The 25,650-nt window shown below is 40.7% G+C and carries 22 protein-coding genes, 1 tRNA gene and 1 other RNA gene; 21 read left to right on the forward strand and 3 right to left on the reverse strand.

Annotated features, from left to right (window positions below):
• Positions 1–715: 715 nt before the first annotated feature.
• Together ACT3SX_RS06550 and ACT3SX_RS06555 are read left to right on the forward strand one after the other, a co-directional pair.
• A complete protein-coding gene (locus ACT3SX_RS06550; protein ID WP_442073259.1) occupies positions 716–1,987 on the forward strand; it encodes an ammonium transporter in 1,272 nt (423 codons plus the stop codon).
• A 10-nt stretch (positions 1,988–1,997) separates the two neighbouring features.
• Positions 1,998–2,621 (forward strand): hypothetical protein, encoded by a 624-nt coding sequence (locus ACT3SX_RS06555; protein ID WP_442069629.1) that lies wholly within the window; start codon positions 1,998–2,000, stop codon positions 2,619–2,621.
• Between the two features lie 33 nt (positions 2,622–2,654).
• On the opposite strand, the gene ACT3SX_RS06560 is transcribed toward ACT3SX_RS06555, so the two are convergent.
• Complete coding sequence (locus tag ACT3SX_RS06560) at positions 2,655–3,122, reverse strand: Lrp/AsnC family transcriptional regulator (protein ID WP_192519048.1); 468 nt, start codon at positions 3,120–3,122, stop codon at positions 2,655–2,657.
• Positions 3,123–3,420: 298 nt separating this feature from the next.
• Here ACT3SX_RS06560 and rarD point away from each other — a divergent pair, with 298 nt between their 5' ends.
• Complete coding sequence (gene rarD / locus ACT3SX_RS06565) at positions 3,421–4,443, forward strand: EamA family transporter RarD (protein ID WP_192992075.1); 1,023 nt, start codon at positions 3,421–3,423, stop codon at positions 4,441–4,443.
• 269 nt (positions 4,444–4,712) lie between these two features.
• Here rarD and smpB read toward each other — a convergent pair whose 3' ends face one another.
• Entirely contained in the window at positions 4,713–5,189 is a 477-nt protein-coding gene (gene smpB / locus ACT3SX_RS06570) for an SsrA-binding protein SmpB (RefSeq protein ID WP_192519046.1), read from the reverse strand.
• Positions 5,190–5,431: 242 nt separating this feature from the next.
• Between smpB and coaD the strand changes: the two genes are divergently transcribed.
• From coaD to recO, 18 genes are all read left to right on the forward strand, one after another.
• Positions 5,432–5,941 carry a pantetheine-phosphate adenylyltransferase gene (gene coaD, locus ACT3SX_RS06575; protein ID WP_192519045.1) on the forward strand — a complete coding sequence of 170 codons (510 nt, stop codon included), beginning with the start codon at positions 5,432–5,434 and terminating at the stop codon, positions 5,939–5,941.
• Positions 5,942–6,012: 71 nt separating this feature from the next.
• Complete coding sequence (locus ACT3SX_RS06580; protein ID WP_192519044.1) at positions 6,013–6,261, forward strand: YfhL family 4Fe-4S dicluster ferredoxin; 249 nt, start codon at positions 6,013–6,015, stop codon at positions 6,259–6,261.
• A gap of 227 nt (positions 6,262–6,488) precedes the next feature.
• Positions 6,489–7,799: an adenosylmethionine--8-amino-7-oxononanoate transaminase gene (gene bioA, locus ACT3SX_RS06585; protein ID WP_192519043.1), complete on the forward strand. Its 1,311-nt coding sequence runs from the start codon at positions 6,489–6,491 to the stop codon at positions 7,797–7,799.
• On the forward strand, positions 7,796–8,536 hold the full coding sequence (bioD, locus tag ACT3SX_RS06590; RefSeq protein WP_192992074.1) for a dethiobiotin synthase: 741 nt from the start codon (positions 7,796–7,798) through the stop codon (positions 8,534–8,536). The genes bioA and bioD overlap by 4 nt, the downstream gene beginning before the upstream one ends.
• Before the next feature lie 86 nt (positions 8,537–8,622).
• Positions 8,623–8,979, forward strand: an RNA gene (rnpB, locus tag ACT3SX_RS06595) — RNase P RNA component class A.
• 143 nt (positions 8,980–9,122) lie between these two features.
• A tRNA-Met gene (locus ACT3SX_RS06600) sits at positions 9,123–9,199 on the forward strand.
• Positions 9,200–9,552: 353 nt separating this feature from the next.
• Positions 9,553–10,365, forward strand: a complete 813-nt coding sequence (locus tag ACT3SX_RS06605; RefSeq protein ID WP_192519041.1) for an ABC transporter permease — start codon at positions 9,553–9,555, stop codon at positions 10,363–10,365.
• Positions 10,366–10,421: 56 nt separating this feature from the next.
• Positions 10,422–11,093 (forward strand): ABC transporter ATP-binding protein, encoded by a 672-nt coding sequence (locus ACT3SX_RS06610; protein ID WP_192519040.1) that lies wholly within the window; start codon positions 10,422–10,424, stop codon positions 11,091–11,093.
• Positions 11,062–12,177, forward strand: a complete 1,116-nt coding sequence (locus ACT3SX_RS06615) for a capsule biosynthesis protein (protein WP_192519039.1) — start codon at positions 11,062–11,064, stop codon at positions 12,175–12,177. Before ACT3SX_RS06610 ends, ACT3SX_RS06615 begins: the two co-directional genes overlap by 32 nt.
• A gap of 69 nt (positions 12,178–12,246) precedes the next feature.
• The gene (locus ACT3SX_RS06620) at positions 12,247–13,986 is read left to right on the forward strand and encodes a polysaccharide biosynthesis/export family protein (protein ID WP_192519038.1); all 1,740 of its coding nucleotides are present in this window, start codon (positions 12,247–12,249) and stop codon (positions 13,984–13,986) included.
• 58 nt (positions 13,987–14,044) lie between these two features.
• Complete coding sequence (locus ACT3SX_RS06625; protein WP_192519037.1) at positions 14,045–16,582, forward strand: capsular polysaccharide biosynthesis protein; 2,538 nt, start codon at positions 14,045–14,047, stop codon at positions 16,580–16,582.
• A 131-nt stretch (positions 16,583–16,713) separates the two neighbouring features.
• Positions 16,714–17,958, forward strand: a complete 1,245-nt coding sequence (locus ACT3SX_RS06630) for a capsule biosynthesis protein (protein ID WP_442069627.1) — start codon at positions 16,714–16,716, stop codon at positions 17,956–17,958.
• A 356-nt stretch (positions 17,959–18,314) separates the two neighbouring features.
• Entirely contained in the window at positions 18,315–20,111 is a 1,797-nt protein-coding gene (gene lepA, locus ACT3SX_RS06635; protein WP_192519035.1) for a translation elongation factor 4, read from the forward strand.
• A gap of 85 nt (positions 20,112–20,196) precedes the next feature.
• Positions 20,197–21,303, forward strand: a complete 1,107-nt coding sequence (lepB, locus tag ACT3SX_RS06640; RefSeq protein ID WP_225739136.1) for a signal peptidase I — start codon at positions 20,197–20,199, stop codon at positions 21,301–21,303.
• Positions 21,304–21,539: 236 nt separating this feature from the next.
• Positions 21,540–21,932, forward strand: a complete 393-nt coding sequence (locus ACT3SX_RS06645) for a DUF4845 domain-containing protein (protein WP_225739135.1) — start codon at positions 21,540–21,542, stop codon at positions 21,930–21,932.
• Positions 21,933–22,120: 188 nt separating this feature from the next.
• Positions 22,121–22,918 (forward strand): ribonuclease III, encoded by a 798-nt coding sequence (gene rnc, locus ACT3SX_RS06650; protein WP_192519034.1) that lies wholly within the window; start codon positions 22,121–22,123, stop codon positions 22,916–22,918.
• 284 nt (positions 22,919–23,202) lie between these two features.
• Positions 23,203–24,264, forward strand: coding sequence for a GTPase Era (gene era, locus ACT3SX_RS06655; RefSeq protein WP_442061149.1), 1,062 nt, complete (start codon positions 23,203–23,205; stop codon positions 24,262–24,264).
• A gap of 93 nt (positions 24,265–24,357) precedes the next feature.
• Positions 24,358–25,134, forward strand: coding sequence for a DNA repair protein RecO (gene recO, locus ACT3SX_RS06660; protein ID WP_192519032.1), 777 nt, complete (start codon positions 24,358–24,360; stop codon positions 25,132–25,134).
• A 43-nt stretch (positions 25,135–25,177) separates the two neighbouring features.
• Here recO and ACT3SX_RS06665 read toward each other — a convergent pair.
• The coding region (locus ACT3SX_RS06665; protein WP_444518969.1) for a GspH/FimT family protein at positions 25,178–25,650 on the reverse strand (473 nt) is incomplete at its 5' end.

Genomic DNA, 25,650 nt, shown 5'->3' on the forward strand with positions numbered 1-25,650 from the left:
GTTGTGAAGTTTGTCTTGGTAAACTTACTTTAGCAACTTCGGACTTCTTTTTTTATCTTTTTTTTGAGCCCTTATCCCGAACTGGGGTTGAAATAGCTATATAAAATGTTTGGTTAGTGCTTATTATCAAACTTACGTTGATATATTACATGGTTTGGATATAACTTATCTACTCATCATTGAGATTCAATGATAAAAACAAGCACCTTATGGATATGTAACTCATCTGAGTATCACACCTTGAGTGCGCTAAAAATAGCTAAGATTTAACCAAAATGTATCAAGCAACTTACTAATATCTTAGTATTCTCTCTATGATTTTCCTAGTTTTTCTAACATTTATCTCATTGCTATCTCCGTTCTCACAGTGACCACACTTCAGTATTTTGTATGTCTCTGTCATAAATCAGTGGCGTAAGGGTAAATAGACACTGCCTGAATAAGTGAGTGTTTTTATCGATAATAGCCAGCTTTATGTTCTGATAAGTGAATGTATGTGGCACATGCTTTGCTTGCTCGTTATTAGGGCTGACTTATTTAGATAAGCTCATAACAGAATATAGTAATACAGATTATATAAATAAAACTATTGTTTGGAGATAAGTGAGTGAGGACATTACATTTTAGCTGGAATGAGATATTTGTTTTATGTAAGTCATTGTGCTCTAAAGCATTCCTAATCAGTGCTGTGATATATGGAACAATGGCTAGCGCAATGGCTGCAGAAGAGGCAACACTGACAGTGGCACAGCTACTTGAATATCAAAATGTTGCTTGGATTATATGGGGCGGTGTGCTGGTGTTTTTTATGCAGGCAGGTTTTGCTTTGTTAGAAAGCGGTTCGGTGCGTGCAAAAAACGCGGTTAATGTGATGATGAAAAACTATACCGATATGTGTATCGGTGGTTTGGCCTTTTATCTGGTGGGTTTTGGTTTGATGATGGGTAGCAATAACTCAGGGTTTTTTGGCACCGATCACTTTATGCCAGTCGCGTTGTCCAACATGGATTGGGCGTTGATGTTTTTCCAAATGATGTTTGCTGCAACTGCCGTCACGATTGCTAGTGGTGCTATGGCTGAACGTGTATCGTTTATAGGTTATGCGGTTGCTGCCTGCTTAATTTGTCTATTTATTTATCCTGTATTTGCCAGTTGGGTATGGGGTGGCTACTTTGGAGGCGCTGGTTGGCTAGCTGAGCTTGGCTTTATTGATTTTGCGGGCTCTACGGTTGTTCATTCGATAGGTGGCTGGCTGGCACTAGCAGGTATTTTGGTGATTGGACCAAGAATGGGGCGTTTTGCACCTGATGGTACGCCACGATTGATAGCGGGTCATAATATGACATTGCTAGCGCTTGGCGGCTTTATCTTATGGTTTGGTTGGTTTGGGTTTAATGCAGGATCCACCTTATCGATCACGGGCAATATCGGTTTAATTGCGGTCAATACTTTTGTAGCAGCAATCAGTGCTGTGATTAGTTATATGCTGATATCCAAAGCATTTAAGAAGGCTATTTTGCTTAGTGATAGTGTTAATGCCAGTCTAATTGGTTTGGTGTCTATTACTGCAGGGTGTGCGACGACGACGCCTATTTTTGCCGTCATTATTGGTTTGGTCGCTGCCGTGGTTTATGTGCTATCAACACAAGCTTTATTAAAGCGACAGATTGATGATGTGGTATCAGCGGTGGCTGTTCATGGCTTTGGTGGCGTATGGGGTACGCTAGCAGCAGGGTTATTTTATACCGATGACCTATTCAATCTATCACGTGTCGGTGTACAAGTATTGGGTGTGGGCATGGCACTTGTTTGGGGTCTTGGCTTGGGGCTTGTCATGTATAAACTGATTGACTTAGGCTTTGGCTTAAAAGCCAGTCGTTTACATGAGCAGCGTGGTCTTGACTATACCGAGCATGCAGAAATAGGTTATCCAGAGTTTCAAAAGCAAATGTTTGATGCTAAAAATTTAACAGAACGCCATTTATAGGAGAACACGGATGAATATCGATACTCAATCAGTAGATCAGACTGTATCCGCGATGGCAGTGGTACTTGCAAAATATCTAGATCCTGAAGAGGTAAGGCTGCTCACAACCCAGTGGCAACAGTACTCAAGGGTTTCTGTAAAGATGATGCAGCAGTGTATTTTAGACGCAACGAGGCGCTATCCTGAGTTAAAAGAACATAAGTCTGATATTCGTAAAGGCTTTTGGGATACGATGACAGCAGATAATCTACAAGGAGTGACTGCTACTGATAGCGGTAACGATATTAACAAACAAAAATCTATTAATGAATCCACTTTGGCTTTTTATACTGTGATGGAAGCAATAGGTAGTCAGTTAACAAAATCTCATCATCATAACTTTTTTCACAATTTGCACCAAATGGTTGCAAGAGAACGCACTTTTAAAGGGCATATTATCAATATTAATCAGTTTTTGGAAAGTGAACGCCCTATAGTGCCTGATGCTACAGAACTTCTGAATCATATCGTTCAACTGGCCTATGTGTGTCTGTGTGACATGCTAGGTCCTGTTGATGCTGATGAGATACTGTTTCGGGTGGCAGATATTGCCAAACAAAGCCATCCGAAAGAGGTTGTTGAGAGGTTGTTTTAATAAGTAATAGCCAATCAGTATTTAAGGTAAGTGCTAATCTAGCAATATCTTTGTGCCACTCTTGGTAAAGTTCATCACAAACTGGCTTTTAAAATTTCGTACGTTGTTCTCGTACGTCAGCATATTTCGGGTAAATTGGTGATAATCGCTCATGTTTTTGGCATTGACCATCAGCATAAATGCAAAGTCACCAGATATCTCATAACAGCTCATTACCCTTGGCTGCGCCTCCATCAGACGCTCGAATCGATGTTGCATTGAGGTATTAGAACGTTCTATATCGATCAGTACCACAACGGTTAGACCGTAACCTACTTTTTCAGGGTTGACGATGGCCACCTGTTTGGTAATCACGCCTGTATTGGTCAGTGTTTGAATACGGCGCTGTGCGGTAGCGATAGAGACATGAACCTGCTCTGCCACCGTTTTGAGTGGTAGAGTGGCATCGCTTTGTAACAAGTTCAAAATAGCTTTATCAATATCATCTAATACATGATTCATAGAGTGTCTCTTATTTTGGAATATTTTTAATATTAATGTTAGGACGTCGGCTATTTATAATGTATCTGACACTGAGTTGAATACCGATATGCTAAATATATCACTAATCCTCTTTGATATTTGATAAAAAATCATTTTAAGACAACAATACGATAAAATTATTCATATTATATTGTATATAGAGATAATATATCACACACCTTGCGTAAAATAGATTATATCAATCCAAAGCTAGCGAGTCATAACCATTGAGCTAGTATTGGGTTGATTTCACGTTTACTATTTTACGGTGTTGCTAATGTCTATTTCTATGCTATCTAATACGTTTGCTAATACGCTAAACACTATGGTTTCGCGCCTGCCTTTACCTACCATTTGGACAGCAGGTAGCACACAGCAGCGCACCTTAATATTGGGTGTGATATTGGCTGTATTGTCTAATGTATTATTCGGTATTCTTTATGCTTATAGTAGCTTTTTAGCACCGTTATCAGGTACGCAAGTATTTATTTGGCGTATGCTTGCCATGTGGGCGGCATTGATTAGCTACTTGGTTATTAGTGGACGCCTAGGGTCACACCTGCACAAATTAGCTGCATTGCGTACCGTCAAACAGTGGGCTTGGTTGCTATTGCCAACGCCAATATTTCTCAGTCAGTTTTGGTTGTTTATGTGGGCACCTGTCAACGGACAAGGCGTACAGACTGCCATGGGATACTTTTTATTTCCACTCATGATGGTGGTATTTGGTTGTGTGTTATTCGGTGAAAAACTAAGCCGATTACAGTGGCTAGCCGTTGTTTTTGCAGCGGTGGGGGTGGGGAGTGAGATTGTACGTACTCAAAGCATATCATGGGCCACGCTTTGGGTATGCGGAACGTATCCTATGTATTATATTTTGCGCCGTCTGCAAGGCATCAGTGCGGTGACTGGATTGTTGGTCGACTTAACTATTTTTGTACCGTTTGCGGTCGCTTACTTGTTCTTTTTTGCACCCAGTAGCGTGGATTTGGTGAGCGGTTCTGGATTTTTTATCATGATGCTGATAGGGCTAGGTATATTGAGTGTGTTAGCCATGAAGACCAATATTGATGCCAGTCAAATGCTACCCGTAAATATGTATGGCATGATGAGCTATTTAGAGCCTGCATTGTTATTTATTTTAGCAGTGACAGTACTGGGCAACCCGTTTGAGTCTGCGATGATTTATAGCTATGGTTTGATTTGGCTTGGCATTGCTTGTTTGATTGCTCATGGGGTGCGTCAACTACGCCGCGCGCGTCATGATATAAAATCGGTTATAAAAGAACAGACCGCTTAAGGAGTCAGTCAACGTCGACTGCACTGCATAAAAGATAAATGAGAGCTAAATAAAAAAAGGACGATTCAGTATTATATTGAATCGTCCTTTTTGGTATTAGATTAGGGCCTGTTTTGTATAGTCAGTTCTAAATAAAAGCGATACAAATATGACTATGCGATACTGGCATAAATTTCCCTTGCTGTGCCTACGCAGACAGAGGCTACGTAAAATATAACCAGCATCGCTATATTTTTTTATAGTGGATCGACTATAGAGAACTGACTTTATTAATCTAAATGCTGTTTAAAGCCGCGCTGCTTATCACGTTCCCAGTCACGGTCTTTTAGCGTTTTACGTTTGTCGTGCTGCTTTTTACCTACCGCTAGGCCAATTTGGCATTTCACCAGCGAGTTTTTCCAGTAGCAGGATAGTGGTACACAGGCATAGCCTTTTTGATTGATTGCCCCAGAGAGTTTCTCGATTTCGCGTCGGTTGAGCAGCAGCTTACGAGTACGAATGCTATCTGGGCTAACGTGCGTTGAGCTAGATATCAGCGGCTGAATGTGCGCCCCAAACAAGAATGCTTCGTTATTGCGAAATATCACATAAGCTTCGGTAATCGTCATTTTGCCAGCACGAATGGCTTTTACTTCCCAGCCTTGTAGGGCAAGACCTGCCTCAAATGATTCTTCAATAAAGTATTCATGGCGCGCCTTTTTATTGGCACATATCTGATTGTCAGGCTTTTTTGATTTCTTTGACATGGTTTCCTCGTAAGGATTTTTAAGGACAATATCGTGTCCTTACTTATAATTCCTCATCCTGATCTGCTTGTTCGGCGTGTTTTTTATTTAAAAATAAGCAGGATGAGTCGAACCAACCATTGTAGCAAAGCCTTTGTTAAAAATGTAAGTCAGCTGTTAGGACAAATGTAGCAGATAAGTGTTAAATACAGACAAAGTTTGTTAGCATATGCCATAACCTCAACGACTAGATTAGCCTTGCTATGAGCCATCCTAAAACTCCATCTCGACTGCACACCAAAATTTTATATCCCGGTACTTTTGACCCTATTACTAATGGTCATGTCGATTTAGTCACACGTGCCACCAAATTATTTGACGAGGTAGTGATTGCCGTTGCTTCAGGGCATCATAAAAAACCATTATTCGACTTTGAAGAACGTGTTGGCTTAGTTGAAACGGTATTCGCTGATTTACCACAAGTATCCGTGGTCGGTTTTGAAGGTTTGCTCGTCGAATTTATGCAAGCGCAAGGTGCTAATGCTGTTTTGCGTGGTTTACGGGCTATGTCAGATTTTGAGTATGAGTTTCAGCTAGCCAATATGAACCGTGAGCTTGATGAAAATTTTGAGGCGGTGTTCTTAACGCCTGCGCCGAACTATTCCTTCATCTCGTCAACCATGATTCGCGAAATTGCCAAACTTGGCGGTGATGTCACTAAGTTTGTACCCACTTGCGTGTCTGATGCTTTTACAAAAAAACTGATAATTTAGCATCATCTCGCCTTTTAATAAGCGTGTAACCACAGCATATAAGCTAAAAATAAAACAGTGAGGAGTAGTTTATGGCGCTATTGATTACTGATGAGTGCATCAACTGTGATGTGTGTGAGCCTGTGTGCCCCAATGAGGCCATCTCAGAAGGCGATGACATTTATGTTATCGATCCCGATTTATGCACCGAATGCGTTGGGCATTTTGATGAGCCGCAGTGTGTGGTGATTTGCCCGATTGACTGTATTCCGCACGACCCTAACCATGTCGAAACAGAGAATGACTTGTTAGCCAAATACAAACGTATTACTGGTCAATAAGCAATATCCGAAAGCAATGTCTGCAAATAATGTCTGATTGGCTAATAAGATATTGACGGCGTTTGATATATACTCAGTCCCAAATAAAAGAGAGTCAACCACGCGATACGGGTTACATTTTTCTTGCTTGCTGTACCTACGCAGATAGAGGCAGCGCAAAATGTAATCCGTATCTCTGTATTTTTTTATAGCGGATCGACTATAAAAAATGTTTCAGGAACAAAAGCATGAGTATAAATTTAGGCCAGTCAGCCAGCGAGTTTGACCACCAACATCTATGGCACCCCTATGCCAGCCTACCGCCAACTTATCCTAATATTGTCATTGATCGTGCCGAAGGTATTTATATCATTACCGAAGATGGTACGCGCCTGATTGACGGCATGTCATCGTGGTGGGCGAGCGTACACGGCTATAATCATCCAAAACTAAACGACGCTATTACCGAGCAATTGGGTAAAATGGCGCATGTGATGTTTGGTGGTTTGACCCACCAACCGGCCATCGATTTGGGCAAAAAACTACTGTCTATTGTACCGCAAGGCTTAGATGCTATTTTTTATGCCGATAGTGGTAGTATTGCGGTAGAAGTGGCACTGAAAATGGCGTTGCAATATCAAGTTGCCGCCAATCGCCCAAATAAGCAGCAATTTGCCTCTACACACTCTGGTTATTATGGTGATACGTGGCATGCTATGAGTATTTGTGATCCTATTAATGGCATGCACAGTTTATATGGTAAACAGCTGCCAATGCAGCACTTTGTTCCAGCACCAGCGTTAGGTTTTGAGCGAGCTTTGACAGAATCTGACCGCGCTGCACTGACAACATTTTTTGATAAGCACAGCGATAAGTTGGCAGGGTTTATTATTGAACCGATTATTCAAGGCGCTGGCGGGATGCGTTTTTACAGTCCTGACTATCTGCAGCTGCTGCGTCAGCTGTGTGATGAGCATGACGTGCTATTGATTGCTGATGAAATCGCCACTGGTTTTGGTCGCAGTGGCAAACTGTTTGCCTGTGAACATGCAGCCATTTGCCCTGATATTATGACCATTGGTAAGGCGCTGACAGGCGGCTACATGACCTTTGCCGCAACGTTATGCACTCGAAAGGTCGCCGATACTATTCATCATAGCGATTATCCAGCACTGATGCACGGTCCTACATTTATGGGTAATCCATTGGCTTGTGCGGTTGCCTGCGCCTCAGTTGATTTGATTTTGTCTTACGATATTGAAGCGCACACTGAGAATATGCAGCTGACTATGGAGCAGCAGCTAGCGCCAGCCGAGTTATTGAAGGGCGTTGCTGAGGTACGTTGTTTGGGTGCGGTGGCCGTCATTGAGTTACAAGAGGCTGTGGAGATGCCAGTCTTTCAGGCTTTATTGATTGAAAACGGTATTTGGGTCAGACCATTTGGTAAGTTGGTATATATCATGCCGCCTTATGTGATTACTGATGACGAGTTGATTAAGTTGTGCCAGACGCTACTAAAAGTGGTGCGGATGTATTTAGACAAACGAGGTCAGCCATGAGTGTGCTATTTGTTTCAGGTATCGATACCGATATCGGTAAGACTTATGTCACTGGTATGGTTGCAAAGGCACTCATGCAGCAAGGCATCAACGTCATCACTCAAAAGCTGGTACAAACGGGCGTGACGATGAATACTGATACTGGCGAGATAGGCATTGCTGACGATATCATGACGCATCGTCAACTCATGAACATCCCGCTACAGACCTTTGACCTTGATTTTACCACTTGTCCTTATCGCTATGAGAAGCCCGCCTCACCGCATTTAGCCACGCGATTATCAGGGCAAGTGTTAGATTCTGAAGTGATCACTAGTGCGACTAAACGACTGCAAACTGAGTATGACTTGGTATTACTAGAAGGCGCAGGCGGTTTGTTCGTACCAATAACGGAGCAGTTATTCATTTTAGATTATATTGCTACTCAAGGTTATCCGATTATTTTGGTCACTTCTGGTCGTTTGGGCAGTATCAACCATACATTACTGAGTTTAGAAGCAATAAAAGCACGTGGGTTATCTGTACATAGCGTTATTTATAATCATCTTCATGACGATACTGACAATACCGATGCCGAAATAGCGAACGGTACTATCGATTTTTTACAAAGCTATCTAAAGCAGCATTATCCAACAGCGCATTGGTTACAGATACCTGTCATAAAAACAAATGCGTTAAATAACAATAAAAGCGCTTCAAAAGATTCTTATCTCACCTTGCCAAAAGGGTTTGTTTAAGTCGTTTTCAAGCTATTTTTTTTAGGGCTACAAATAAACTTAAATGACATTCCCAAATTATTATTATTTTTGTTATACTAGCGCGCTTGGTAGACTAGGCAATCGCCGCTGCATACTGGCAACAGACATGCAGGGGAGGAAAGTCCGGGCTACATAGGGCAGCGTGCCAGCTAACGGCTGGGCAGGGTAACTTGACGACCAGTGCAGCAGAGAGTAGACCGCCCCGCGCAAGCGAGGTAAGGGTGAAAGGGTGCGGTAAGAGCGCACCGCGTGAATGGCAACATCTCACGGCATGGTAAACTCCACGCGTAGCAAGACCAAATAGGCATCGGCATGGCGCGGCCCGCGTTCGATGCGGGTAGGTTGCTTGAGCGTATTAGCGATGATACGCCTAGAGGAATGATTGTCCACGACAGAACCCGGCTTATCGGTTTACCAAACCTTTTTTAAAGGCCCAAGTAGTATCAAAAAGCTCGTGATTGATTGTTAATGACGGTTTCTTAGTATTAGGCCAAGTTTTTTGGAAATAATGCTCATTAGGGGTTGACGACAGTCATCTGCTTGGGCATAATACCCAACCTAAAATGGCGATGTAGCTCAGCTGGTTAGAGCGCATGACTCATAATCGTGAGGTCAAGAGTTCAAGTCTCTTCATCGCCACCATATATAGGTACTTTTTAGTACCAACTAAAAAACCAATCTTTTGAGATTGGTTTTTTTTTGTCTAAAATAAACGACTCAAATTTACATTTGATAGACATAGTCAATGAGCTACTAAACAGCTATTGTCTTTAAAGGTACTAATATACAATCTGTAGCTTGGCTGCCTCATAGCTGCTTCAGAGTTCTTTGACTACAGTTAAGAAGAAATTTTGGTTTTGTTGATGATGCGTTATAATTACCTACCGATTTCTTACTAAATCATAGGTTTATCTGTTCAAGTAGAGATTAATTGTTGTAACTTATGTCGAGCTTACTTATCATAGTGGCTGTTTTCGATAAAGTCCTGTAACGTCATGTCTGTACAACTACCTCCTTATCGTCCTATTAAGCATCGAAGCGGCCTCAAAGTCATGGGTGCAGCATTTCATGCTCTATTAATGCGTGAATTGCAAACGCGCTTTGGTGGTTATCGCTTGGGCTATCTATGGGCGCCACTCGAAGTATTATTTCAGGTGCTTATATTTTTAGTGATTTTTGGTGCTATCCGAGAGCGATTAGTACCAGGAATGGACTTTTCCTTGTTTTTAGTAGCAGGAATGGTGCCTTTTCGCATGTTTCAAAAAATAGCGACAAGAGCATTAGGCGCTGTTGAAGCCAATAAAGGCTTATTGATGTACCGATCCATTCGCCATATTGATGTGATCATAGCCCGCTCATTTTTGGAATTGGTCATTTATTTTTTTACCTCTATATTATTATTATTGGGTTTGGCTTTTTTTGATATATATGCCAGCTTAGAGAGTTTACATATTGTCCTATTTTGTTGGATAACGCTTTTTATATTTAGTTTTGGTGTTGCTCTCATTATGATGGTCATTGGTTATTATGGTGGTGAAATCAGTAAAGTAATAACGATTGTATTTACAATACTATATTTCACATCAGGTATTATTTATCCAATTCATATTATTCCTGAGCCTTATTTTAGCTATCTTTTATACAATCCTTTTATTCATAATATTGAGCTGATGAGACATGCATTTGCTCCTAACTATCCTGTATATCATATTGATATAGGCTATTTTTTGAAATGGATGTTTGCGGTAAACTTTTTAGGATTACTGCTCTATAAATATGCTGAGCGTGACATGATTCGCTCTCGTTAGATGCTATTTTATGGATGAGATAAGTTATTATATAAGCGATATAAAAAGGTAAATAAGTGATTGAAGTTAGGAATGTTTCTAAGTCATTTATGACCAAGAAGGGTCGGCATTATCTGTTTAAAGATTTAAATCTGACTATTGGTGATAAACAAAGTGTTGGTTTGCTCGGCCGTAATGGTGCGGGTAAGTCAACCTTGCTACGCATTATATGTGGTCTTGATAAGCCGGACTATGGAGAGATTATTACTGATTCGACCATTTCATGGCCAGTCGGTGTGGCAGGTGGTTTCCAAGGGAGCTTGACGGGCCGTCAGAATGTTCGTTTTGTTTGCCGTTTATATTCAAGTGGCCCTTATATTGATGAGAAAATCAGATTTGTCGAAGAGTTTGCAGATATTGGTAGCTATTTTGATATGCCAGTCAAAAGCTATTCATCAGGGATGAAAGCGCGCTTAACCTTTGGGCTAAGTTTGGCCTTTGATTTTGATTATTATATGCTCGATGAAGCGGGCGCTGTCGGTGACGCTGCGTTTCGTAAGCGTAGTGAAGAGATATTGGCTGCGCGGCGTGAACAGGCAGGATTTCTAATAGTGTCACATAATATTGGTGATATTAAGCGAAATTGTGATATTGGTATTGTGTTAATGGATCAAACAGCACATGTCTTTGACGATACAACAGAAGCGATTGAAGTTTATGAAAAGCATATCCACAAAGCAAAAAAGTAAAGTCGTTAGCTTCTCGCTGTTCATTGGCTTGGTGATTATCCCTTGGGTACTAGTGATATCTTATGTCATGATATTTGCCCATCCACGATATACGTCGACCGCTAATGTGGTGGTCAAACAAGTTAGTGATACCAACACGGCATCAGGTGGTGGTTTGTCGGCTTTGTTAGGTGTAAATAGCACTAGCAAGGAAGACGCAACTTATTTGACAGAATATATTTTGTCAAATGACATGGTGAAACGTCTTGATAAGAAATTCAAGTTTCGTGAAGCTTATTATGTTGATGGCTCAGATCCAATCAATGAGCTTAAACCTGATGCCACGCAAGAGGAGTTGCTTGAGTACTTCAAAAAACGTGTGCATATCAACCTAGATGAACAAAGCTATATACTCTCAGTATCGACAGAAGGGTTTGATTCAAAGTATGCTTTTGAGCTTAATAAAACTATTTTGGATGAGTCTGAGCAGTTCGTAAACCGTATTTCGCAAGAGGTAGCTCAGGATCAGTTGGTGTTTGCAGAAACGCAGTTGAATGAAGCAGAAGAACGCTTAAATGAGACCAAAGAGAAGCTGTTAAATTACCAAAATGAAAACGAAATTTATGACCCAGAAGCCAATGCCCAAATTGTTAATCAGCTGATTGGTAGCCTGCAAGCACAATTGAGTTCATTACGTACTGAAGAGCGTCAATTGCTTAGCTATCTGAATCCAGATGCACCGCAGGTGGTATCAGTGAGAAGTCAGATTAAAGCGATTGAAGAACAAACACGCCAAGAGCAAACAAAGTTAACCTCACCGAATACCACCAAGTTGAACCGTCAAGCGGTACAGTTTGAAACTATCAAAGCCGATGTTGAGTTTGCGACTGAACTATACAAATTATCGTTAACATCACTTGAGACAGCACGGCTAGAAGCTTTCAAAAAGATGAAAAATCTGATTGTCATTTCAACCCCTTATGAAGCTGAAGAAGCCTTATATCCACGTCGCGCTTATATTATTTGGACATCTCTAGCATTGCTGCTGATATTCTATGGATTTGTGCGCTTAGTAATGGCAGTGGTTCGTGACCATCGTAGCTAGTTTGACTAAACCATTTTTGACAAACCAGATATCAGTACTGATCGATAGATCAGCAAAGGAATAAGACGCATGAATACAAAACCACGTTCTATCGTGATAATGATCAGTTTGGCTATGGTAGCAATGAGCACGCCTGTGATGGCAGCAACCAGTGATGACAGCCAAGTTACAGGGTCTAGCTTCGGCACTAGCAACAATACTATCAACGCTTCAACGCAAGCATTTTCCGGTAATGTGCCTGCCCAAGCAACCACTCAAGAAGCGGTGAATGCAGCGAGTTTGCCTAGCCAGTCAGTGATTAACACCACGCGTCCTTATCAAGACATCGATACTCAAGATATGATGTTTGGTGAGCAGCTATTTCGTGGCGCATTTTCGACCACTTCTGGCTCTACCTTTAATGACAGCTATGTGATTAATCCTGGTGATAATGTCCAGGTCAGAATGTGGGGTGCTTATCAATATGCAGCGACTACAACAGTTGATCCACAAGGCAATATCTTCTTGCCAAATGTTGGCCCAGTACGTATCTCGGGTGTACAAAATGGTAATTTACAAAATGTAGTACAAAGCGCTGTTAGTCGTATTTATCGATCAAACGTTGGTGTTTATGCTTCACTAGAGCAGGCGCAGCCTGTTAAAGTGTTTGTCACCGGTTTTGTCAAGCAACCTGGTTATTATGGTGGTCTGGCTGCAGATTCAGTATTGTCTTATCTAGATAGAGCAGGTGGTGTGGATCCAACTCGTGGTAGCTACATTGATATTCAGATCAAACGTAATGGTCAGCTATTGCAGCAAGTCAACTTATATGATTTTTTATTGGCTGGTAAGTTGCAGTCATTCTCTTTTCGTGATGGTGATGTGATAACCGTTTCGCCGCAAAAGAAGACTTTTGAAGTGAGTGGAGAGGTTCAAAACGAATATACCTTTGAGTTTGACGTAAATGACTTAACGGTTGGTGATGTATTACAAGTGGCCAATCCAGCTGCAAATGCCACTAACGTTAGCATTACTCGTAGTGCAGGACGTGCACAGACGGCAGAGTATTACTCATTAACGGAGGCGCAAAATATTCCTGTCTATAATGGTGATCAGATGGTCGTAACGTCAGATCGTTATGCAGGTACTATTGCTGTGCAAGTGAAGGGTTCACACACAGGCAACGGCGCGATGGTTGTACCTTATGGTGCTCGTCTAAAAGACATTATTCCGCAGTTACAACCGAGTTCACTAGCCACGCTCAACAACTTAACCATTTACCGTGAATCAGTTGCGGCGCAACAAAAAGCCATGATTAATGAGTCGCTTGATCGTTTAGAAGAGATGACGCTCTCTACTCAGTCGACCACTCGAGAAGAAGCGGCACTGCGTCAAGATGATGCTGCTTTGGTCAAAGAGTTTGTGGCCAAAGCACGTAAGGTAGAGCCTGAAGGTCGGATTGTGGTTGTACCAAATTCTTGGCAAGATATTATTTTGCAGCAAGGGGATATTATTGAGATACCTGCGCAAACCTCTATCATCACTGTCAACGGACAAGTGCGTGCTCAAGGTGCACTAACTTTCAATGCTGATTACACGGTTGGTGACTATATTGCCAGCTCAGGTGGCTTTGGTGATAATGCTGATATGGAAGATATTTTAGTGGTTCATCAAAATGGAACAAATGAAGTGGTTAACACGGCTTACCGTATCCAGCAAGGTGATGAAATTATGGTATTACCAAAAGTCAAAACTAAGCGTGTAGAAATCGCTCGTGGTATCACTCAAGTGCTTTATCAGTTGGCCGTTGCAGCCAATGCGGTATTCTAATATAGCTACAAAAACCGTGTATGTAGTTCAATTAAAGTAATGAGTAAAGGTATTAGAGATGGCAAAAAGCGTCGCAGATGAAATCAAACCATCAGTTGTATCTGATAATGCGCTATTTTTGCCATCTACTCAGCTCAAAATACCTCAAAAATTAGCGGTCATTGGAAAAGGCATTCGTCAAAATAATGTGCTGTTATCGGAAGTGCTACAAGCTGATATTGAACGCTGGTATCCGTGGTCAGGTTTAACATATCGTTTAGCTAACCGTAATAGCCCTTTGTTGCTGTCCTCAAATATAGAAAAACAGACTGCTTTTTATTCATCAAAATCACTACCCGATGCCTTTATCGGATGGGGACATAAGAAAAGTTATCAACGTGCTAATAGAGTTGCGACACGGCAGAACCTTGCCACTTTAAGTGTCGAAGATGGTTTTTTGCGCTCTTTAGATTCAGGTAGCAGTAGCCGTCATGGTCTGAGTGTGGTGGTTGATGATATGGGTATTTATTTTGACCTAACAAGTAGTTCACGTCTTGAGCAGCTGATTGTTGAGCGTACTAAAAATATGACTATTACTAATCGTCATAAAATAGATGAAAAGCGTGCTCAACAACTCATAGCACGTATCTGCGATGAAAGAATTAGCAAATATAACGCTATACTTGATTGTCCATCATTAGAGGATTGGGTTAGACAAGAAGATTCTCATACAGTCAAAAATGCTCCGCAATCACATGTTTTACTGATTGATCAAGTGGTTGGTGATGCTTCTATTAAAGGTGCTGGTGCTACTAAACGTCAATTTAAGCAGATGCTTAAAGCAGCTTGCCGCAATCATCCTAATGACCATATTTGGATAAAAGCTCATCCTGCGTCAAAATCAGGATATCTCACCAGTCTTAAACTGCCAGAAAATGTTCGTTTATTAACTCAATCACTCAATCCTATTGCTCTATTAGAACAAGTGGAACATGTCTATACGGTTAGCTCACATATGGGTTTTGAGGCATTGATGCTTGGTAAAAAGGTGCATTGTTTTGGCGTCAGTTGGTATAGTGGTTGGGGACTTACCAACGATAGTGGTGCACCGAAACGTTTGCTTAAAAGGGTTGTACAACGCCGTCAAGCCTTTGCGAGCACTTCAGTAAAAACCAAGAAAAAACTGCGCTCAACCTTATTGTCTGCGGTGTCTAATAAAACGCTCAATACTACATTAGAAACCCTATTTTATAGTGCTTATATTGATTATAGCCACTATGTAGATCCAGTAACCAAACAGGCGTGTGAGGTTGGAACAGTGATTGACTGGTTGGTGACCAATCGTCATTGGCAGTCTCGCCTTGAAGGTAACTTGACGGTATATGAATTTAGCCGCTGGAAGTTGCCTTTCGTGAAAGATTTTGCCGATTTTCCGCGCACGACATTATTTATTAAACCAAAGCCACGTTTAAAAAACTTGCTGCATCCAGATCATTTTCGGGTCAACTATCAGCAGCCCCTACTCGTATGGGGGCTGGCCAAACGCCAGCAAGTGCAAAAAAAACGACAGTATCAACGGGCGGAGCAGCCTGATATTTACTGTATGGAAGATGGGTTTATTCGCTCAAATGGTTTGGGAGCAACCTTACTAGCACCGTTATCGGTAGTGATAGATAGGCAGGGTATTTATTATGATGCCACTCAGCCTTCAGATTTAGAGACATTGTTGTACAATTGCGAGTCATTGACGCCATATCAAATTAAAAGAATAAAAGCGCTTCAAGACAAATTACTGATGCAGCGAGTGAGTAAATATAATGTCGGTGCTGTTATTGCTAGCATTGATAGCAAACAGAATTCATGGATGCAAGCGGCAAGGATATCTAAGAAACGCCGTATCCTTATTATTGGTCAAGTAGAAGATGATTTATCGGTTCAATACTGCGGTTCAACAATCAAAACCAATACAGATCTGATTGCTCGGGTATGTCAAGACAATCCTAATGCTTATCTCATTTATAAGCCACATCCTGATGTGGAAGCAGGGCTAAGAGCTGGTAAGGTGTCAGAATCATGTTTGCATCATGTGCAAGCGGTTGCGTATGATACGGCCATGCCTGATTGTCTAGAGTGTGTTGATGAAGTGCATACTATTAGTTCATTAACAGGTTTTGAGGCACTGCTTCGTGGTTTACGAGTTACTTGTTACGGCTTACCTTTTTATGCTGGCTGGGGCTTGACGATAGATATTGATGCGCAGTTATCACCAAAAGCTAAATATTTAGAGAGACGTAAACGAGACACAGCGTTGACGCTTGAGCAACTGTTATATTGTGTGCTTATCCGTTACCCACTATATCGCTTGCCGAATGGCTATGGGCTCGCGCAAGTAGAGCAGGTCATTAATTATTTGTACCCATCTAAAAATACCGATTGTCCTGAAGACTTTTGTAGTGAAGCATCCCAAGCCAAAATAGCTGGCAATAGAAATCATTCAATCGTGACCGTTACCTCCGTTGTATCGACAATGGCTACAGGGTTTAAACGCCGTGCTGCTATACGTTTTATGCAGCAGCGGCATCAATGGCAGCAGCTTATACGTAAAGTATCTCGTTAGAGCCTTACATAAATCCTGTACGACAAACATTGGGCTTTTCGGTATAATCATTTGTAGTTTCTGTGTCGTGACACCCTAGCTACCTTTCCCGCTTTTATCTTTTATTCTTTAATCAATGGTAATCCAGTACTATGGCAGCTTCGATGTCTTATTTGCTTACTCATCGACACGTCTTGCTACTACAAGGAAAGATGGGTGGGTTTTTTAATCGCTTTTCAACATTCTTACAGACGCAAGATATCAAAGTTAGCAAAATTAACTTTAATGCAGGCGATGCTTTTTTTTATCATCATGATAATACTTATGAATATACTGGAACATTAGCGCAGTTTTCGGCTTGGTTACAGGTGTTTATTAAAGATAATGCTATTGATGCAATTGTTTGTTTTGGCGATTGTCGTCCACATCATGCACAGGCTGCCTGTGTTAGTGAGCAGTTAGATATATCTTTTTTTGTATTTGAGGAGGGCTATCTGCGTCCGGACTATATTACCTTGCAAGAACATGGTATTAATGGTTATTCGCATCTAAATATAGCTGACATTAAAGCACTGAAAAAAGCCAATGACCAACCGCTATATACACACAATCGTTTTTATCGTCTGAGTATCGCTGCTATTGTTTATTATATTGTCGCTTGGATGTACAAAAGCCGCTATCCACATTATTCACATTACCGCGGTATGACAGCATGGCAAGAGGCGATGGCTTGGATTAAAGCACCGTGGCGTAAGTTACGGGGTTACTTTCCTGATAAGCAACTACAAAGTAAGCTAACTAAGCAAGAGAGTCACAACTATTTCTTGATTAGCTTGCAAGTGCATAATGACTCACAGATTACGCACCATAGTGATTATTGCGATGTGGTACAGTTCATAGATGAATCTATTGCAAGCTTTGCAAACTATGCTGATAAGCAACAGATGCTGGTATTTAAACATCATCCACTAGATAGAGGTCATCGAGATTATCGTGAGCTGATAGCTAGCCTAGCGGTGAGATATCAAGTGACGCACCGTGTTTTTTATGGCTGTGATATGCACCTGCCTACCTTGATGAAACATAGTATTGGAATGTTGACTATCAATAGTACGACAGGGTTACAGTCGATTTATCATAAAAAACCCACCAAGATCATGGGCCGAGCAATTTACGATACTCCTAAGCTAACAGATCAAAAACCATTGAATGAATTTTGGCAATATCCTAAAAAACCAGACAATGAGTTTTATCTGCGATTTCGTGAGTACCTGATAGAGCAAACGCAGCTAAACGGTGCTTTTTATGGTAAATCACCATGGACATACAAGTATCTGAATCAAGAAGATAGTCAGTCTATAGAGACGGATGTTTCGAAATCGAACCCATCTCAATAGAGTTTAGTTTTGATTGTTGATGCAGATTCATGGTCGATTGTGATCGCTACATCAGATAATAGAGCGCCAATAAACACCTTACTTTCTATCTGTAAGGTTATCAGCTCGTAACTTCATTTGTAAATCACCTCTCTACTAATAAAATCGCCTTACTTTATAGTGGAAAACTGCTAGAATACTCCCTTACATCTGTATGTAAGTGATAGAGTCTTGAGCTATTGATTTAAGAGGATAGTATTGGTCAGTGCACTGATTCTCACGATCTTCAATAATAGATAATTATAATATCGCTTACGTCTGACAGTATTTATTTTTTAGTTTTATTATTCTATCACCCTTAAATTAGTAGGCGCTTTGTGACTGCATTAGCCAATATTCGTAACTTTTCAATCATTGCCCACATTGATCATGGCAAGTCGACACTTGCTGATCGTTTTATTCAAATGTGCGGTGCCTTGCAAGATCGTGAGATGCAGGCGCAAGTACTCGATTCTATGGATATTGAGCGTGAGCGTGGTATCACTATTAAAGCGCAATCGGTAACTTTGTTCTATGATCATCCAAATGGAGAACGCTACCAACTTAACTTTATTGATACACCAGGACACGTCGATTTTTCTTATGAAGTGTCACGGTCATTAGCGGCTTGCGAAGGTGCGCTTTTAGTCGTTGATGCTGCGCAAGGTGTAGAAGCTCAGTCAGTGGCCAATTGTTATACAGCTGTTGATCAAGGCCTAGAAGTGATGGCAGTCTTAAATAAGATTGACTTGCCACAAGTAGAGCCTGAACGTGTTATTCAAGAGATTGAAGATATTATTGGTATTGAAGCTGTTGATGCTCCACGTGTGTCCGCAAAATCTGGTCTTGGTGTCGATAAACTACTAGAAGCCTTGGTGGATTTTATCCCTGCGCCAACTGGTGACCGTGAGGCGCCTTTACAAGCGTTAATTATTGACTCTTGGTTTGATAGTTATTTGGGTGTTGTCTCTCTGGTACGCGTTCGTCAAGGTACGGTAAGAAAAGGCGATAAGATCTATATTAAGTCGACCAAAGAAGCACATCCAGTCAGTTCTATTGGTGTATTTACGCCTAAACCTGTTGATACAGGTGTTTTAGAAGCGGGTGAAGTAGGGTTTGTGATTGCTGGGATCAAAGATATTGCTGGCGCGCCTGTTGGTGATACGATTACCCATGCTAAAACACCTGACGTAGAACGCATTCCTGGATTTAAGCAAATTACGCCGCAGGTTTACGCAGGTATGTTTCCAGTGGAGTCTACAGATTTCGAAAAATTCCGTGAAGCGTTGCAAAAGCTACAAATCAATGATGCGTCGTTGTTTTTTGAGCCCGATACCTCTGATGCATTAGGATTTGGTTTTCGTTGTGGGTTCTTGGGTATGCTACATATGGAGATTATCCAAGAGCGTTTAGAGCGTGAATATGACTTAGACTTAATCACCACAGCGCCTTCAGTGATCTATGAGATTGAGAAAAAGAACGGTGATGTTATTTATGTAGATAACCCCTCACACTTACCTGAGCCGAATAATATTGAAGAGTTTCGTGAGCCAATTGCACGATGTCAGATTCTAGTACCACAAGAGTACTTAGGTAATGTGATGACGCTATGCATTGAGCGTCGCGGCGTGCAGGTTGATATGCGATTTATGGGCCGACAAGTCCAGCTGATCTTTGATGTTCCGATGGGCGAAGTAGTCATGGATTTCTTTGATCGTTTAAAGTCTGTCTCGCGAGGATTTGCCTCGCTTGATTATAATTTTGAGCGCTATCAAGCTGATAAATTGGTCAGAGTAGATGTACTGATCAATGGTGAGAAAGTAGATGCATTAGCAATGATCGTGCACGAAACCCAGTCACGTTATCGTGGTAATGCATTGGTTACTAAGATGAAAGAATTGATTCCGCGTCAAATGTTTGATGTGGCGATTCAAGCGGCTATCGGTAGCCAGATTATTGGACGTAGCACCGTTAAAGCCATGCGCAAAGATGTATTAGCTAAGTGTTATGGTGGCGATGTTTCACGTAAGAAAAAGCTACTATCTAAGCAAAAAGCTGGTAAAAAGCGCATGAAGCAAGTGGGTAGCGTGGAGATTCCACAAGAGGCCTTCTTAGCGGTACTGCAAGTAGAATAAAGAGTAGACCTTTATTAGTGCTAGTGCAAATATGATAGTTAATAAATGACAACCGTCAAAGCAGATCGTTAATAGGCAATTTGGTATGGATTTTGATTTTAATTTAATTTTAGTGCCGTTGACCATAGGCTTGGGTATTGTTTGGCTATTAGATAAGCTGGTGTTTAAGCAGCGTGGCGGGTATAAGAAACATATCCAAGATTTCACTCTTGCTAAAGCTAACTTGAAACGTCAAGAACTTGTTTTGGCTGAGTCGTTGAAAGACTATGATATTAGCTATGATGATTTAAGCCATCTTGATAAAAATGATTTACCAGTAGATGTTCGTAAAGATTATGATGACTACTTAGACACTAAAAGCTATGTCAATATAACGAGTACAAAAACTGTCAATAAACAAGAAAGTACTTTAATACGCTGGGCTTATGACTTTTTCCCTGTATTGGCAGTAGTCTTGATTGTACGGTCATTTTTAATTGAGCCGTTTAATATTCCGTCATCATCTATGGTGCCAACCTTGTATACGGGCGATTTTATTGCAGTTAATAAGTATGCTTATGGTGTACGTCTACCTTTGACTTATAATAAAGTGTTAGACACTGGTGAGCCTGAGCATGGCGATGTAGCAGTATTTCGTTATCCTGAAAATCCCAGTATCTACTATATAAAACGTGTCATCGGTTTGCCTGGCGATACAGTCAGTTATGATCAAGGAATATTAGCTATTAACGATGTGCCCGTCGATACACAGCCAGTAGATTTTTCAGCTGATACTGAATTGACGTCACAGCTTTATCCACCAGGAGAGATATCTCCAGGACAAGAGCTGACAGAAGAAAATGCTATAGCAATGGGTCAGCTAGAAGAAGGTGAGGCGAAGTATTTTCAAGAAACACAGGGCGAAAACAAGCATCTTGTTCGTTACTTGGCAGGTATGAATAGTGCACAATATGCCCCGTTTTTACAGCAGCAATCACCAGAAGTTGTTAGCTCAGCAGGTACCGAGTGGCGCATTAGTGTGCCAGAAGGACATTATTTTGTCATGGGTGACAACCGTGACCGTAGTGCTGATGGACGATTTTGGGGATTTGTTCCCGATGAAAATTTAGCTGGCAAAGCCGTTTATATCTGGATGCATAAGCCACCAGGACTGAATTTACCAACTTTCCAACGTAATGGTACGATTGATTAGGGTGGTGAGAATTTCTATTGGTTGACTTTTCGATAATCGTTTTGTGCTAATATTGTTGCTATCTAATAACAGATGCCTAGCATCTAGGCATCTATAGTCAGAGAACAACTAAATAGCTACAGCGTTACCCTCATTAGAGGTACTACTTATACAATCTAAAGTTGTTTAACCTGCACCTACTTTAGAGTTCTTTGGCTATATTAAAAATAGTATATTATCAGTAGAAGGATATAATAATGCAGCAATTATCTGGATTGGCCACGCAGCGTGGTGCTAGTGTGACAAGCATCATATTAATTATCATCATTTTGGGTATTACTGCTAAATTGATGGTTGCTATTGTTCCAGCTCAGATTGGTGACTATCAACTGACCAAAACCTTAAGCGCACAGCTCAAGGAAGCAAATGATAGCAAAGAGACAGCCAAACAGTTCGTTGATCGTGTCAATAAACAGCTATCTATTGATGCCAGTTATAATACTAAGGCTGAAGACGTATTTACTTTCACTAATGAAAAAATAGGTCAGTTGGCTATTCACAAAAAATATGAAGTAACGAATAACTTTTTTAAAAATGTCGATATCGTCAATCGTTTTGAAGGTGATATTGAAATGGCAACAGCAGAGTAATTAAGAAAGGGCTTAAAGGCCTATTAATTTTTTATAAAATTAGTCAAAACTGTTAATAGTTAATGTGAAGCAACCAAATTTAGATGATACTATTGTACAAAATAGTAAGGTTAACACTTTACCAATTTATAAATACTTTGACTATATGCTTAAATTCGTAAAACAGAAGGGATAACCATAAGCCACGCATGAAACCAACTTCGCAGTATTCCCAAGCGGTTCCTACTCCTCAAAAAAATAGCACGTCTATCGAAAGACCTGTTGTTAGCTCAGAATTTATTCAACGGTTAGCGGTATTAACGCGTAAGTTGGGTTATGTGTTCAAAGATTTGAGCCTGCCGAAACTGGCACTGACGCACCGTTCATTTGATAGCAAAAAAAATTATGAGCGCTTAGAGTTTTTAGGCGATGCTTTGTTAGGTATGATCGTAGGTGAGGCTTTATATCATCGCTATCCTAGCCAAAATGAAGGACGTTTAACCCGTATGCGTGCCACACTTGTACGTCAAGAGTCACTGGTCATTATCGCTCAAAACCTAGAGCTTTCAAATCATCTTATCTTAGGCGTGGGTGAGAGAAAGGGTGGTGGTCGTAATCGTGCTTCTATACTGGCTGATGCGGTAGAGTCTTTGATTGGTGCCATCTATTTAGACAGTCAAGATATGAGTGTCACGAGAGACTGTGTGCTTTCTTGGTATGGTGATTTGATTGATAATGTTAATGATCAAAAAGCATTAAAAGATGCTAAAAGTCGTCTGCAAGAGTGGCTTCAATCTAAGCAGTTTGATTTGCCACATTATGAGTTGATGGAAACACGAGGTAATGCACCGCATCAAATTTTCGTTGTACGTTGCCATGTTAATATTAATAACTGTGTAGATATTACTGAATCTGGTGAGAGTCGCCGTATTGCTGAACAAAAAGCAGCAGAATTAATGATTAACCAATTGCACAAACTACCAAACTCGGCGAAAAAGCGTTCATAACTCACATTTACTCATACGCTACCAAGACCGCTTTAAATTGATAATAGCTATTTAGTGAAGATGCATAGCGTAATGCTTTAAAACTTGATTGCTTGGTTTGAAATGTCATGTATTTTTATTTCAACATGCCCTAATGTTTCCTATTGAATACCAATTTCGCTTTTTAATATCGATATAACCAAGACCTCATTAAGCACCGTTTAATTGGTTATAAACCCTACAGGATTTACCCTATGAGCAATCGTACTGATTTGCCATCAAATAATGAAGATAGTGCTAACAATATGACCGAAAACACAGAGTTAAATGCAAACCAAAATAACGTCGAAATTACTACCGAAGAAATCAATCAATCAGAAGATATCTCGTTAGAAAATGACATCGCAATTGAAGAGTTCTTTGCACCTAGCGGGCATGCTGGTACGGTTGATGGCTTTAAAACTGGTTATGTTGCGATTGTGGGCCGCCCAAACGTCGGTAAGTCGACCTTGATGAATCATTTGTTAGGTCAAAAGCTTTCTATCACCTCGCGTAAACCACAAACGACTCGTCATCGTATTCATGGCATCCTATCTAATCATGAAATGCAGGCTGTGTTTGTAGACACACCAGGTATTCATCATAATGAAGTACGGGCTATTAATGAGCGTATGAATAAAGCGGCAGTATCTGCTTTGGTTGATGTTGATTTAGTGCTATTCGTGGTGGATTCAGACCAATGGCGTGACGATGATTTACTGACATTACAGAAACTTGGTGAAACAGATCTAACGGTGGTACTGGTTATTAATAAATCAGATACATTGAAAGACAAAGGCAGTGTGTTACCGCTTATTGAAACTTTTAATGACAGTTTTGATTTTGCTGATATCGTTCCAGTATCTGCGTTAAAAAATCAAAACCTCGATCGTTTAGAAGAAGTGATTGCGTCACATCTACCAATCGCGCCACCTATTTATGATACTGAACAGATCACTGACCGCTCAGAACGGTTTTTGGCGAGTGAGATTATCCGTGAAAAAATCATGCGTAGCGCGGGTGATGAAGTGCCTTATGATCTAACCGTGCAGATTGATGAGTTCAAAGATGAGCCTGCGCATACCGACCCAAAAACAGGTCGTCCACGAAAAGCCTGTACCTTTATTGATGCGACTATCTATGTAGAGCGCGGTGGCCAAAAGGCTATTGTGATTGGTGATAAAGGTCAACGTATCAAGCAAGTGGGCATGGATGCTCGTAAAGATATGGAACAGCTTTTTGACAAAAAAATCATGCTAACATTATGGGTAAAAGTGAAACGCGGTTGGTCTGATGATGAACGTGCATTGACCAGTTTGGGATATTAATTGCAGACTAGGGCGTGTCATCATTTTTAAAATAATGACACGCCCTAGCACTCTGAAGATTTCTCTAGGTGTTCGATGTTGGGGTAATAAGAAATGCGTAACGAAGCGCTGATCGGTTATTTATTACATCAACGTCCTTATCAAGAAAAGCGCGCCTTATATTATCTGTTTTCTCAGCAACATGGTGTGATACATGGTATTGGGAAAAAGGGTGCCCCACTGTTTATGCCATTACAGCTTTTTGCTACTGGCAAACGTGATTTAAAGACATTTAGTCAAATTCATATCACCTCACAGAGTGCTACTTCGATCGATATAGCAGAAGAGTACGAGACGGCTACTATTCTAGAGTCAGTCCCTTATAAGAGTATCACTGGTCAACATCAATATTCAGCACTGTATTTAAATGAAATATTGTGGCGACTTCTGCCTACTGAAGATCCAATGCCGATATTATGGCAGCATTACCAAGATAGTCTGCACCAACTTAGACACTCTTTAAGTGCTATTGAATTACGCATTTGCTTGCGCCAATTTGAGTATTACCTGTTTAAAGAATTGGGTTTTACTTTAACGCTTACCCACGATAGTATTCAAGATACGATTGAGCCTGAATGCTCTTATTGCTTTTTACCTGATGCGGGATTCATGCCTGTCTTACGTAGTAATATTCAATCTGAAGAGTTAGGAAGTAGAACTGAAAAAGCTATCTTTATGGGTGTTGATATTATTAAGATGGCAGAGTTGGGTATCACTCAAACCACTTTGAATAATTGGTCAAAGCTGCATCGATATATGATTGATCATTTGCTTGATTATCAACCATTACAAAGCCGTTTACTATGGCAGCAGCAGCGACGTTACCAATAGTTGCTACTAAATATGTTGCTAAACATATTATATGTCAGTTTGCTTAACTATTACATTTGGTAGGATGGTCTGCATTGAATTTTTGTTTAATATGGCCTGTTTGGCTAAATGATATAAGGTACATCGTTTCATTATAGTCAACGGTGGGGCAGTATTTGATATGACCAAAGTGTCCTCGAGGTTGTCCGCTATCTCCCCAAAATTTGGTGTAATGTCGCTTAGCGCCAACTCGTAAACTGAGCTTGCTGTATTTAAGATCTAACGCGTGCTGCCCAATTAAAATATCTGTTTGAGCATCAAAATGATTGTTGTCATTTTTGTCTACAAATAGCAAAAGTGTATTATCACTATCTCTGTGACAGCGTCCTCCGCTATCAGATAAGCATACAATGACGTCCTGTCTTCTAATGTAACTTTCTGCTTTTGCTGAAGCCAGCGAACTTACTAACTGGCTTTTAATCCGTTTCGCTTCCATTCGAGTCAGCTGTGTTCGTATGATTGGCATGGCGATAGCCA

Source organism: Psychrobacter sp. AOP31-B2-9, from assembly GCF_052378005.1.
Lineage (GTDB): Bacteria > Pseudomonadota > Gammaproteobacteria > Pseudomonadales > Moraxellaceae > Psychrobacter.